This is a genomic window from Paractinoplanes deccanensis, assembly GCF_016862115.1.
GTDB lineage: Bacteria > Actinomycetota > Actinomycetes > Mycobacteriales > Micromonosporaceae > Actinoplanes > Actinoplanes deccanensis.
In genome coordinates, this window is record NZ_BOMI01000144.1 from 26,508 (window position 1) to 38,454 (window position 11,947).

General features: G+C 72.6%; 12 protein-coding genes. 7 read left to right on the forward strand and 5 right to left on the reverse strand.

Annotated features, from left to right (window positions below; all coding sequences use genetic code 11):
• The first annotated feature begins 347 nt into the window (after window positions 1-347).
• Genes Ade02nite_RS34545 through Ade02nite_RS34560 form a run of 4 tightly spaced genes read left to right on the forward strand, consistent with a single transcriptional unit; the run spans window position 348 to window position 4,448 of the window.
• The gene (locus Ade02nite_RS34545; RefSeq protein ID WP_203773006.1) at window positions 348-2,228 is read left to right on the forward strand and encodes a glycosyltransferase; all 1,881 of its coding nucleotides are present in this window, start codon (window positions 348-350) and stop codon (window positions 2,226-2,228) included.
• Window positions 2,229-2,236: 8 nt separating this feature from the next.
• A complete protein-coding gene (locus tag Ade02nite_RS34550; protein ID WP_203773008.1) occupies window positions 2,237-3,346 on the forward strand; it encodes a GHMP family kinase ATP-binding protein in 1,110 nt (369 codons plus the stop codon).
• Complete coding sequence (locus Ade02nite_RS34555) at window positions 3,343-3,930, forward strand: D-sedoheptulose-7-phosphate isomerase (RefSeq protein WP_203773009.1); 588 nt, start codon at window positions 3,343-3,345, stop codon at window positions 3,928-3,930. Before Ade02nite_RS34550 ends, Ade02nite_RS34555 begins: the two co-directional genes overlap by 4 nt.
• Window positions 3,927-4,448 carry a D-glycero-alpha-D-manno-heptose-1,7-bisphosphate 7-phosphatase gene (locus Ade02nite_RS34560; RefSeq protein ID WP_203773011.1) on the forward strand — a complete coding sequence of 174 codons (522 nt, stop codon included), beginning with the start codon at window positions 3,927-3,929 and terminating at the stop codon, window positions 4,446-4,448. The genes Ade02nite_RS34555 and Ade02nite_RS34560 overlap by 4 nt, the downstream gene beginning before the upstream one ends.
• A 14-nt stretch (window positions 4,449-4,462) precedes the next feature.
• Here the strand turns inward: Ade02nite_RS34560 and manB are convergent, their stop codons facing one another.
• Window positions 4,463-5,494 (reverse strand): mannose-1-phosphate guanylyltransferase, encoded by a 1,032-nt coding sequence (manB, locus tag Ade02nite_RS34565; RefSeq protein WP_307871246.1) that lies wholly within the window; start codon window positions 5,492-5,494, stop codon window positions 4,463-4,465.
• A 61-nt stretch (window positions 5,495-5,555) separates the two neighbouring features.
• Here manB and Ade02nite_RS34570 point away from each other — a divergent pair, with 61 nt between their 5' ends.
• Window positions 5,556-6,308, forward strand: coding sequence for a PIG-L deacetylase family protein (locus Ade02nite_RS34570; RefSeq protein WP_203773015.1), 753 nt, complete (start codon window positions 5,556-5,558; stop codon window positions 6,306-6,308).
• On the opposite strand, the gene Ade02nite_RS34575 is transcribed toward Ade02nite_RS34570, so the two are convergent.
• Window positions 6,265-7,365, reverse strand: coding sequence for a glycosyltransferase family 4 protein (locus Ade02nite_RS34575; protein ID WP_203773017.1), 1,101 nt, complete (start codon window positions 7,363-7,365; stop codon window positions 6,265-6,267). The genes Ade02nite_RS34570 and Ade02nite_RS34575 overlap by 44 nt on opposite strands.
• Before the next feature lie 429 nt (window positions 7,366-7,794).
• Here Ade02nite_RS34575 and Ade02nite_RS34580 point away from each other — a divergent pair, with 429 nt between their 5' ends.
• Entirely contained in the window at window positions 7,795-9,102 is a 1,308-nt protein-coding gene (locus Ade02nite_RS34580; RefSeq protein WP_203773019.1) for an epoxide hydrolase family protein, read from the forward strand.
• Window positions 9,103-9,160: 58 nt separating this feature from the next.
• Here Ade02nite_RS34580 and Ade02nite_RS34585 read toward each other — a convergent pair whose 3' ends face one another.
• Window positions 9,161-9,610 carry an acyl-CoA thioesterase gene (locus Ade02nite_RS34585; RefSeq protein WP_203773021.1) on the reverse strand — a complete coding sequence of 150 codons (450 nt, stop codon included), beginning with the start codon at window positions 9,608-9,610 and terminating at the stop codon, window positions 9,161-9,163.
• A 240-nt stretch (window positions 9,611-9,850) separates the two neighbouring features.
• Between Ade02nite_RS34585 and Ade02nite_RS34590 the strand changes: the two genes are divergently transcribed.
• Window positions 9,851-10,420 (forward strand): TetR/AcrR family transcriptional regulator, encoded by a 570-nt coding sequence (locus tag Ade02nite_RS34590; protein WP_239169262.1) that lies wholly within the window; start codon window positions 9,851-9,853, stop codon window positions 10,418-10,420.
• A gap of 13 nt (window positions 10,421-10,433) precedes the next feature.
• Here the strand turns inward: Ade02nite_RS34590 and Ade02nite_RS34595 are convergent, their stop codons facing one another.
• Both Ade02nite_RS34595 and Ade02nite_RS50815 read right to left on the reverse strand, forming a co-directional pair.
• Window positions 10,434-11,486, reverse strand: a complete 1,053-nt coding sequence (locus Ade02nite_RS34595) for a magnesium and cobalt transport protein CorA (RefSeq protein ID WP_203773023.1) — start codon at window positions 11,484-11,486, stop codon at window positions 10,434-10,436.
• A gap of 10 nt (window positions 11,487-11,496) precedes the next feature.
• A complete protein-coding gene (locus tag Ade02nite_RS50815) occupies window positions 11,497-11,940 on the reverse strand; it encodes a nuclear transport factor 2 family protein (RefSeq protein WP_203773089.1) in 444 nt (147 codons plus the stop codon).
• Window positions 11,941-11,947 lie beyond the last annotated feature (7 nt).

Consider the following 11,947-nt stretch of genomic DNA (forward strand, 5'->3'; position numbering starts at 1 on the left):
CAGTGGAAATCAAAGCGGCAGCGTTCCGGCATGACCGTCCACTGAGAACGGACACGGGCTGAGAAACCGGGCGAAACCATAAAGTAAAAGCAGCATGTCGGGCATGGTCACTCGGAAAGGGTCGTCCGAGCGCGCGCTTCCGATCACCGCGTCGAACCCCTAGCATCGGTTCCGGCGACAGCGCGCAGTCCATTTTGGCCATCGCCCGGCGGCCCGATCCGTCGCCGGCAGGCGCCGTTCTTCACTCTCCTTACGATTCTTTTGACAGTCACGTCCGTCAATGCAACATCCATAAGATCCGTTGCCGACGTGAGGAATTTTTCGTGTCTCAGACCGCGCAGAGACCCGTGCCCGGAAGCCGAGAGGATCCGGTCGGCACGCCGGCCGGTTCCGGGCGGATCGCCGTCATCGTGCCCACCCGCCACGAGGCGGACAGCGTGGGACCGCTGTACCACCGGCTCCGCGCCGCGCTGAACGGGCGGAACTGGGAGATCGTCTTCGTCGACGACTCCGACGACGAGACGCCCGCACGGCTGGCCGATCTGGCCGGCCACGATCCGCGGGTCGCCGTCGTCCACCGCGCGCCGGACCGGCGCCCGGGCGGGCTGGGCGGTGCCGTGCTGGCCGGCTTCGCCGCCACCGAGGCCGGGGTGCTCGCCGTGATGGACGCCGACATGCAGCACCCTCCCGAGGCCCTGCCCCGTCTCGTGGACGCGCTCGCCTCCGGGCCGGCCGACCTTGTGGTCGGCACGAGATACCGGGGCCGCGGCTCGGCCGAGGGGCTCAACGGCTCCTTCCGGCACCAGGCGTCGCGCGCGTGCCGCCGGCTTGTGCACGCCGTACTGCCGCGGACCCGGGTCTCCACCGATCCGCTGGGCGGCTTCTTCGCGCTGCGGCGCGAGGTCGTCGACGGCGTGCCGCTCCGGCCGATCGGCTACAAGATCCTGCTGGAGATCCTCGTCCGCGGCCGATGGAACGCCGTCGACGAGGTGGAGTACACGTTCCGGCGCCGGTTCGAGGGCGCGTCCAAGTCGGGGCTCGGCGAGGCGCGGCGCTTCCTGCGCCACGTCGTCGCGCTGCGCCGGGCCGCGCCGGCCACGCCCGCCCGGCCGGCCGGTTCGCACCGCCCGCTGCGCGTGCTCATCTTCACCTCGGAGGTCGCCCCCGTCGTCAGCGGCATCGCCACGTCGATGGGCAATCTCAGCCGCAGCCTCACCGCCGCCGGCCACCAGGTCGACGTGGTCAGCCGGGCCGACTTCCCGCGCCTGGTCCACCGCGAGGTCCGGCTCTCCGGCTTCGCCCGGTCCTGGCCGCGCTTCCGCCGGCGGCTGAGCGCGTACGACGTGGTGAACGTGCACGGCCCGGTGCCCACCATGAGCGACGCGTTCCTGCTGCTCGCCGCGACGATGCGCCGGCGCCGGCGCCCGGCGGTCGTCTACACGCACCACAGCGACCTCGCGATCCCGGGGCTGCGCGGCCTCTGCGCGCTCTACAACCGGATGCATCGCCGGGTGGCCCAGCTCGCCGACGTCATCCTGGTCAGCTCGGCGGAGTACCGCGACCGGATGCACATGCCGTCCGGCCCGCACGTCGAGATCATCCCGTGGGGCGTGGACACCCGGCGGGTGCTGCCCCGGCCGCCCCGGCCGCCCGGCGCGGCGCTGCGCGTGCTCTTCGTCGGCCAGCTGCGCCCGTACAAGGGGGCCCACATCCTGCTCGACGCGGCCGGCGACCTGCCGGGCGTGACCGTGACGCTGATCGGTGACGGCCCGGAGCGCCCGCGGCTGGAGGCCCGCGCGGCCGGCCTGCCCGCGGTCACCTTCCGCGGCCGGGTCAGCGACGCCGACCTGTGGCACGCCTACAGCACCCACGACGTGATCGTGCTGCCCAGCCTCACCACCGCGGAGGCGTACGGCCTCGTGCTCGGCGAGGGCATGGCGTCCGGCTGCGTCCCGGTCGCCAGCGACCTGCCGGGCGTGCGGGAGGTGGCCGGGCCGAGCGGCCTGCTCGTCGCACCCGGCGACGCGGAGGCGCTGCGCGACGCGCTGAAACGGCTCTCCACCGACGATGCCCTGCTGGACCGTCTCGCCCGCGCCAGCCTCGAGCGCGGCCTCGCGATGTCGGTCGAGGCGGCCACAACCCGGCACGACCAGGTCTTCCGCCACGTGCTCGACCACACCGGCGCGCGGCGCACGGCCACGCCCGCCCCTCGCACCACACACCCCTAGGGAGTCACGTGCCCAGTCTCATCATGAACGACCCGCGGACCGAGCCCCGGTCCGCACCCGACCACACGGCGATCCGTGGCGACACCCGGGCGCTGCGGCTGCGGGCGAAGGCCCCGCTGCGGGTGAGCTTCGCCGGTGGCGGCACCGACGTCGCTCCCTTCCCCGAGACCGAGGGCGGCGCGGTGCTCTCCGCGACGATCGCCCGCTACGCGTACGGCAGCCTGACGCCGCGCCCGGACGGCGCGATCCGCATCTCGTCCGAGGACCTCGGCGTCTCCCTCGAGTTCGGCGTCGACGAGCGCCTCACCCTCGACGGGGAGCTCGACCTCGCCAAGGCCGCGGCCTGCCACCTCGGCGACCTGGCCGGCGGCGAGCGCGACGGCTACGAGCTGCGCATCCACAGCTCCGCACCGCCCGGCTCCGGCCTGGGGTCGTCCTCGGCGGTGATGGTGACCCTGGTCGGCCTGCTGCGCGACCGGTACGGCCTGCAGATGGACGCCTATCAGGTCGCGCACACCGCGCACCGGCTCGAGCGCCACGACCTCGGCATCCGCGGCGGCCAGCAGGACCACTACGCGGCGGCGTTCGGCGGCTTCAACTACATCGAGTTCCTCGGCGGCGACCAGGTTGTCGTCAATCCGCTGCGCGTCCGCGACGACACGCTCGCCGAACTGGAACACAACCTGCTGCTCTGCTTCACCGGCCGCACCCGGGCGTCGGACAACATCATCGCCGACCAGTCGGCCCGCCTGGCCGGCGCCGAGCTGGACACGGTCGAGGGGCTGCGGGCCCAGAAGGAGCTCGCCACCGCGATGAAGCACGCGCTGCTGCGCAACCGGCTGCGCGACTTCGGCGCGCTGCTCGACGAGGCCTGGGAGCAGAAGAAGCGGATCAGCCCGAGGATCAGCACCGCGTACATCGACGAGGCGTACGCGGCGGCGCGCGCGGCGGGCGCCCTCGGCGGCAAGATCACCGGGGCCGGCGGGGGCGGCTTCATGCTCATCTACTGCGACTTCGACCGCAGGCGGCAGGTGGCCGCCGCACTGACCGACCTGGACATGACGGTGGAGGAGATCACCTTCGCTCCCACCGGCCTGAGCACCTGGAGCCCACGATGACCTACACGACCGTGCTGCGCGACCGCATCGGCGAGAGCGCCGAGACCAAGACCCGGCTCACCCGCGACGACGAGCTGATGGACGTGCTGGACGGCATCACCGCGACGGTCGTCGAGTGCGTGGCGAGCGGCCGTACCGTGTTCTTCTGCGGCAACGGCGGCTCGTCGACCGACGCCGAGCACCTCTCGGCCGAGCTGCTCGGCCGTTTCCGGTACGACCGGCCGTCCATGTCGTCCTACTGCCTGGCGAGCAACACGGCCGCCATGACGGCGATCGGCAACGACTACAGCTACGACCTGACCTTCGCCCGCCAGCTCGCCGGCCTGGGCCGCAAGGGCGACGTCCTGATCGGCCTGTCCACCAGTGGCAACTCGGCCAACGTCGTGCAGGCCGTGATCCAGGCCGCCGACATGGAGATCACCACCGTGGCGTTCACCGGCGCCGACGGCGGCAAGCTCGCCGGCCTCGCCGACCACACCTTCCGGGCGCCGTCCTCCGAGACCGCCCGGGTGCAGGAGTGCCACATGGCGGTGGGGCACACGATCTGCGAGATCGTCGAGGCCGCCGTCCACCCGCGGCCGTGAGGCGCTGGTCCGCCGTCCTGCTCGACCGGGACGGCACGGTCAACGTCAAGGCCCCGGAGGGCGAGTACGTGTCCGGTCCCGCGCAGCTGACCCTGCTGCCCGGGACCGGCCGGGCCGTGCGCCGGCTGCGCGAGGCCGGCATCCCGGTGTACGTGGTGACCAATCAGCGCGGCGTCGCCCGGGGCAAGCTCACGATGCGCGACCTGGACGCGGTGCACGAACGGCTCGTGGCCCTGCTGCGCGCGGAGGGAGCCGAGCTCGACGGCATCTACGCCTGCGTGCACGAGGCCGGCCGGTGCGACTGCCGCAAGCCGCTGCCGGGCCTGTTGCGGCAGGTGGCCCGTGATCATCCCGGCGTCGACCTGACCCGCAGCGCGATGGTCGGCGACGCCGCCTCCGACGTGGCGGCGGGGGCGGCGGCCGGCTGCACCACGGTGCGGCTCGCCGCGACACCCGACGCCGCGGCCACCGTCACGGTTCGCGCCCTGCCCGACGCCGTGGGCTGGTTGCTGCGGTGACGGGCGCCGGGCGGTCAGCCGGCCGCGGCAGCCTCCGCCCGCAGCACCGAGCCGGGCGGCACCTGCGCGCCGTCGCCGAGCAGCACGCCTTCGACGACAGCGCCGTCGCCGACGGTGGCGCCGCGGCCCACCGCCGTGCCGGTCAGCCGCGCGCCGGCGCCGATCCGGGCGTCGTCGAAGAGCACGCTGCCGGTCAGGCGGGCCCCGGCGCCGACCTCGGCACGCCGGCCCACCACCGTTCCGGCGCTGAGGGTCGCCCCGCCGTTGACCCGGGCCCCGGTCATGACGAGGGTCTCCCCCGGCGTGCCGTGCAGGGCGGCGGACGGCGCCCGGCCCAGCACCAGATCGCAGTTGCCCCGCACGTACGCCGCCGGCGTGCCGATGTCCAGCCAGTACGCGTCGTCGCGGAGGCTCCGCACGCGCCGCCCCTCGGCGATCAGCGCCGGGAAGGTCTCCCGTTCCAGGCTCACCACCCGGCCGGCGGGGATCGAGAAGAGGGCCGGACGCGAGAAGACGTACGTCCCGGCGTTGACCTGGTCGGTGGCGGGCCGGTCGGTCTTCTCCGCAAAGGCCAGCACCCGCCCGTCCGGGCCGGTGGACACCACGCCGTAGGCGGCGGGATCGGGCACCCGGCGCAGGTGCAACGTGAGGTCGGCGTCCTGCCGGCGGTGGCTGCGCACCATCGCGGTCAGGTCGAGCCCGCCCAGCACGTCGCCGTTGAGGACGACCACCGGGCCGTCGCCGCGCAGGTGCTCCGCGGCGTTGCGCACCGCGCCGCCCGTGCCCAGCGGCTCGTCCTCGACCGCGTAGGTCAGGGTGATGCCGAGGTCGCGGCCGCCGCCGAAGTGCTCGCGGAACATCTCCGCCTTGTACGAGGTGGCGAGCACGACGTGCTCGGCGCCCGCCTGCCGGGCACGCAGGATCTGATGCGTGATGAACGGTATTCCGGCGAGTGGCAGCATCGGTTTCGGAGTGGTTTCGGTAAGCGGCCGCAGTCGCGTTCCCTGACCACCCACCAACAAGACAGCCTCCATATTGAACATCATTATCCATCAATGTTTCGAGCGGAAGTCCGGCCGGGTGAACATGAGGACATCGGTGAATATCATGGATCTTCTGCCCGCCGGTGAGCCGGTTTTGTTCGTCTCGCCGCACCTGGACGACGCGGTGCTGTCCTGCGGCGCGCTGATGGCCGCCGTCGCGGACCGGTGCCCCACGGTCGTCGCCACGGTCTTCACCGCCGCCGGCAGCCCGCCACACACCTACGCTGCCCGGCGCTTCCTGCGCGACGGGGGCGGCGGCAGCGCGCAAACCCTCTACCAAACCCGCCGGCACGAAGACACCGAAGTGCTCTCCCAACTGGACGCCGAGCCACTCCACCTGGGATTTCCCGACGCTCTTTTTCGCCGGCGCCGCTTCCCGGCCGGCGCCGCGCTGGTGCTGCCCGAGCTCGCGCACCGCTATCCGACCTATCGCTACGACATCGCCCGCGGCCGCGTGGCGCGCGGCGACCGTCCGATGATCGCCGACATCGTGACGGCGATGTCCGCCGCGGCGGCCCGCGCCCGCGTGATCTTCTGCCCGCTCGGTGTCGGCCGGCACGTCGACCATCTCATCACCCGCGAGGTGGGAACGCGATTCCCCGAGCGGGTCGTCTACTATTCCGACTTTCCCTACGACCAGACGTCCGCTCCCGATCGCGGCTTTGTCGCCCGGCACAGGCTGACGTCGTGGAAATGGGACGTGGGCATCGCGGAGAAAGCGCGCCTCATCCGCGGCTATCGAAGTCAGGCGGACGGGCTCTTTCCCGGCGGCGTCATTCCCGCCGCGCCGGAGGTGTATTGGTCCGCGGGCCGATGAGCTCGTCGATCAGGGCACGGTAGCGCTCACCGATCACCTCCCAGTCGTGGTTCCTGCTGAAGTCGTAGCCCCGCCTGCCCAGCTCCGCCCGGCGCCGCGGATCGGCGACGAGGTCGCGGAGCGCCCGGCCCAGCGCGGGCACGTCGAACGGCGGGACCCGCACCACGCAGTCGTCGCCCATCCAGCGCAGCTGGGGCAGGTCGAAGCAGACCACCGGCTTGCCGTGCGCCATCGCCTCCAGCGCGGCGAGGCTGAACGTCTCGAACCGGGACGGCACCACCATCGCGGCGCACGAGCGGATCAGCTTCTCCTTCTCCGCCCCGGTCACCCGCCCGGCCATCGTCACGTCGGCGCCGGCGGCCTCGACCAGCCGGCGCAGCCTGCGCTCCTCGGCGGGCACGCCGGAGCCCGCGATCACCAGCGGCATCCCCGCCGGGACGCGGCGCAGCGCCTCGAGCAGCAGGTCGAGCCCCTTCTGCTGCACGTCCACGCGGCCGAGGAAGAGCAGGTGGCCGCCGGCGCCGAACTCGTCCTCGGCCACCACGGGCCGATGGACCCCGTTGGGCACGAGATGGCAGCCGGCCGGGCGCGCGTACCGGACGATCGCCTGCCGGTCGACCTCGTTGAGCGTGACGAAGTGCCGGTACAGCCGCAGGGCCCGGCGCTCCACCAGGTGGAACGGCAGCCGGTACTTGCGGGCCATGTCGGCGCCGCTGAGCATCTGCACCAGCGCGACGACCCGGCGCCGGTACACCACCGGCAGAGGGCTGGCGGAGAACGGCGGGGACAGCGTCTCGATCCACACCGCCGGCCGGCGCAGCAACGCCACGAACGGCAGAAGCAGCTGAAAGAGGATCTGCCCTCCGCGCGGCCCCGCCCAGCCCACGGGGAGGTGCACATAGCGGACGCCGTCACGGGTCCCCGACCGGCTGCCCCGGTAGGACCCCGTGTAGACCACGACGTCGAAGGCCCGGGCCAGCCGGACGGCGACCTCGTGCACGACCACGGGACCACCTCCGCTGTAGTACGGGTTTCCCGTGCTGTCGAAGATGGACATGGCAACCGAACGCACGCCGGATCGCATAGTGATCGACACGCTACCGCCGGCCACCATGCTCCGGCATCGGCGAAGTGGCCGCTCGGGGGGCCCGATCATCCCTCCGCACTCGCCGGGCGGGCGCCATTCTCCGATTTCTCCACCGGACGGGCTCGGGACAGCGATGCCTGGTGCGGGCCGCGCCGATGACGGCCGCCAGGGTCGGCTTCGCCACGTGCGCACCTCGCCAAATGTCCACCTTGCCCTCGGCTGCGCCGGATACCCTTTCGCTTCGCGGCATTCGTCCCGCGGGGAGCCGGCGGCCCGCGGCGACTCCGCGGGTGGGTGACGGCGCTCACCCAGGGTCGGAACCAGGGGCGTACACGGGCTCGCCGGGCCCGATGGCCTGGGCATGCTTCGTGCCGACAAGGATCACGAAGGGAAACTCCGATGCCCTCACCCGCCATCCCCACCCGGCGCTCCGTCCTGCAGGGCGGCCTCGCGGCCGGCGTCGCCGTGGCCGCCACCGCCTCCGGTGTGCTCGGCTCCAGCCCGGCGAACGCGGCCGCCGCCACGCCCTCCTCCGCCGCCGACAAGATTCGCCCGTTCCGGGCCTCGATCGCGGGCACCCGGCTCACCGAGCTGCGCCACCGCGTCGGCTCGACCCGCTGGCCCAGCCGCGAGCTGGTCGCCGACCGCGAGCAGGGCGTGCAGCTGGCGGCGTCCCAGGCCCTCGCCAAGTACTGGAAGACCCGCTACGACTGGCGCCGGTTCGAGGCGAAGCTCAACAAGCTTCCGCAGTACACCACCGAGATCGACGGCGTCGAGATCCACTTCATCCACGTGCGGTCGCCGCACAAGGACGCGCTGCCGCTGCTGGCCACGCACGGCTGGCCGGGCTCGATCGTCGAGTTCGTCGATGCGGCCGGCCCGCTCACCAACCCGACCGCGCACGGCGGCAAGGCCTCCGACGCCTTCCACCTGGTCGTGCCGTCGATCCCCGGGTACGGCTTCTCGGGCCAGCCGACCGAGCGCGGCTGGGACGCGACCCGCGTGGCGAACGCCTGGGTCGAGCTGATGCGGCGCCTCGGCTACCCGAAGTGGGTGGCGCAGGGCGGCGACGTCGGCGCGGTCGTCACCGACACGCTGGGCCGCCTGTCGCCCGCGGGCCTGGCCGGCATCCACATGAACCTGCTGGTCACCGCGCTCGGCGGGGCCCCGGTGCCGACCGTCACCGCCGAGGAGCAGGCCGCCAAGGCCGCGCTCACCGCGTTCCAGACGACCGGCAGCGCCTACCTCACCGAGCAGTCCTTCCGGCCGCAGACGATCGGCTACGCGCTGTCCGACTCGCCGGTCGCGCTCGCCGCGTGGATGCTCGACCACGACACCGACAGCTACACCAAGATCGCTCGTACGTTCCTCGGCGGCTCGCCGTCGGGCAACCTCACCCGGGACCACGTGCTGGACAACATCTCGCTCTACTGGCTGACCAACTCCGGGGTCTCGGCCGCCCGCATCTACTGGGAGAGCGCCCACCCGCAGGCGGCCGGCGGTGCCACCCCGCCCGCGATCAAGGTGCCGGTCGGCTTCAGCGCCTTCCCCGGCGAGCTCTTCCAGGCCCCGCGCAGCTGGGTGGAGAGCGGCTACCCGACGCTCAGCTACTACAACAAGCCGGCCCGGGGCGGGCACTTCGCCGCCTGGGAGGAGCCGGAGCTGTTCACCGCCGAGGTCCGGGCGGCGTTCCGCGCCCTCCGCTGATCACCCGCGGTACACCCGGAGCCCCGGGCCGGCGATCGACTGCCGGCCCGGGGCCGCGTCACACCTGGGCGGGCTCGCGCAGCAGCTCCTCGATGTCGGCGCGGGCGCGGGCGGTCCACGGCGCCGGCTGCTTCGTCCGCGGGTCGATCTTGATGGAGACCCGGTGGCCGTGCGCGTACTCCTCGGCGCCGTCGCCGGAGAGCAGCCGGAAGCCGAGCACCATGCTGGTGGTGCCGGCCTTCTCGGCCCAGAGGTGCATGACGACAGTGCCGAAGTCGGTGATCGGCCGGTCGAACGTGATGGCGACCTCGCGCAGCAGCTGGTAGCCGTCCTCGTCCAGCCGCCGGCCGGAGAGCCGGTAGCCCTTCGACGCCCAGTGCGCGGTCACGGCCCGGTCGAGCAGGGCGACGAAGCGCGGGTGGTAGAGCGTGCCCATGAGATCGAGGTCGTCCCAGTAGACCTCGACGGGCACGAGCGCGCCGTAGGAGACGGTGAACTGTTCGGTCATATCCCCTACGACGCGCCCGTCCGCCGGGCGTTCAGCCGATCAGAAGGTGCCCTTGGCCACGTCGGCCAGGGTCACGCGGGTGACCGTGTAGTCGTCGATGGGTTCTTCGGCAGGTACGCGAGGGCCGTCCGCTTGTAAGCCTCCTTCAGGTCACCGGTCGCGGCATACTTCGCGGCGGCGACCGCCTTGAGCCGGCCGGCCTGATTTGGACCAGGCCGTCCAGCGAGGGACCATGGGAGGGTGACCAGAACTTTGACGGCGAAGGGCGCCGCCACCCGGCAGCGGATCGTCGACGCCGCCGCTCAGCTCATCCGTACGGCCGGGGCCGCCGGCACCAGCCTCGACGACGTGCGCGCCGCCACGGCGACCAGCAAGAGCCAGCTGTTCCACTACTTCCCCGACGGCCGCGCCGACCTGCTGCTCGCCGTCGCGGAGCACGAGGCCGCCCAGGTCCTCGCCGTGCAGCGTCCCTGGCTGGACGACCTGACCACCCGCGAGTCGTGGCGGCAGTGGCGCGACGCGGTGCTGCGGCACTATGTCGAGCTGGGCGACCGCTGCCCGCTCGGGGTGCTCACCGCCGAGCTGGGCAAGTCGTCGCCGGAGACGCGTGCCGTGGTCGGCGAGCTCTACGACACGTGGGAGGCCGAGCTCGCCCGGGGCACCCAGGCCATGGGCGTCGAACGGCCGCTCGAGGTCGCGCGCGCGATCCTGGTCGCCATCCAGGGCGGCGTGGTCATGCTGCGCGCCACCGGCCGGGTGTCCTACCTCGAGACCGGCCTGGACGCCGGCCTCGCGCCGCTGCTGCGGTGACCGCCCGACGGCCTCACAGCCAGCCGGCGCGGCGCAGCAGGCGGTAGAGGACGCCGGCGCCGAGCAGCATGAAGAGCATCACGCTCGGGTAGCCGTAGCGCCAGTCCAGCTCGGGCATGCGCGCGAAGTTCATGCCGTAGATGCCGGCGATCGCGGTCGGCAGCGCGGCGATGGCCGCCCACGAGGCGATCTTGCGCATGTCGTTGTTCTGGTCGACGGTCAGCTGCGCGAGGCGCGCCTGGAGCAGGGCGTTGAGCACGTCGTCGAACGCGATCACCCGCTCGGCGGCGGCGGCGTGGTGGTCGGCGACGTCGCTGAAGTAGCGGCGGATCTCCTTGGGCAGGTCGGCGAACTGCTTGCCGGCCAGGGCGGCCAGCGGCCGCTGGAGCGGCAGCACGGCCGACTTGAACCTCATCAGCTGGCGCTTGAGCTGGTAGATCTGCTCGACGGTGACGGGCGACCCGGGCGCGAAGACGGCCTCCTCGGTCAGGTCGAGGTCGGTCTGCATCGCGGCCGCGATGTCGACATAGCCATCGACGAGCCGGTCGAGGATCGCGTGCACCACCGACCACGGGTCCCGCACGGGCAGCGAGGGGTCGGCGCGCAGCGAGCTGAGCTCCATGACGGTGCCCTGCCGCACGGTGATGAGGAAGTGCGGCCCGACGAAGATCCGGACGAAGCCGGTGCTGACGATCTCGCTGGTCGCGGTGACGCGCTCGTGCTCCACGTATCGGGCGGCGCGGACGACCAGGAAGACGACGTCGTCGTACCGCTCGATCTTGACCCGTTGCTCGCGGTGCAGGACGTCCTCGACCGCCAGCGGGTGCAGCCCGAAGACGTCGGCGACGCGGGTGAGCGCGGCCTCGGTGGGCTCGTGCAGGCCGAGCCAGACGAAGCCGTCCTCGTGCTCGCGGGCCTTCGCGTAGAGCCGCGGCAGGTCGGCGGCGGAGCCGGGGCGCTCGACGGCCACCCCGTCGACATAGAGGTCACAGCCCACGATCGCGGTGTGGTCGGCGCGCCGCGGCACAGCGGGCCGCGGCGGCTGCCACGTGCGGCGAACGTCCACGTGCGCGAGCCTACTGGGGACGGCGCTCCAGGGACGTGACGACGATCTCGCGGGCCGCGCGCGATGCCCTCGCGGACCACCTTCTCCAGGGCGGCGATGGCGGCCACCCGCTCCAGCATCGGCCGGCTCGCCCGCTCGGCCAGCGCCCCCAGTGCTCGGCGCGCACGTGCGCGTGGACGGTGGCCCGGTCGCCGTCGACCTCGATGACGTGCCCGGTGATGACGTGGTGGTCGCCACGTAGGGCGCGAACGCGGCCCGCAGCACCTCGGTGTAGTCGCGCAGCGGCATCGTCATCGGCGGGATCCCGGCCACCGACTCGAAGTCGAGCGCCACCAAGTTGTCGCGATACGCCACCGCCGATGCGGGATGCATCGATGGTCCTTCGAGCGCGTGATAAACGCCGTAGCGGTTGACCGGAAGGGCAAAGCCTCCCAAAACTGGCTGTTCGAGCAATCCCGTCC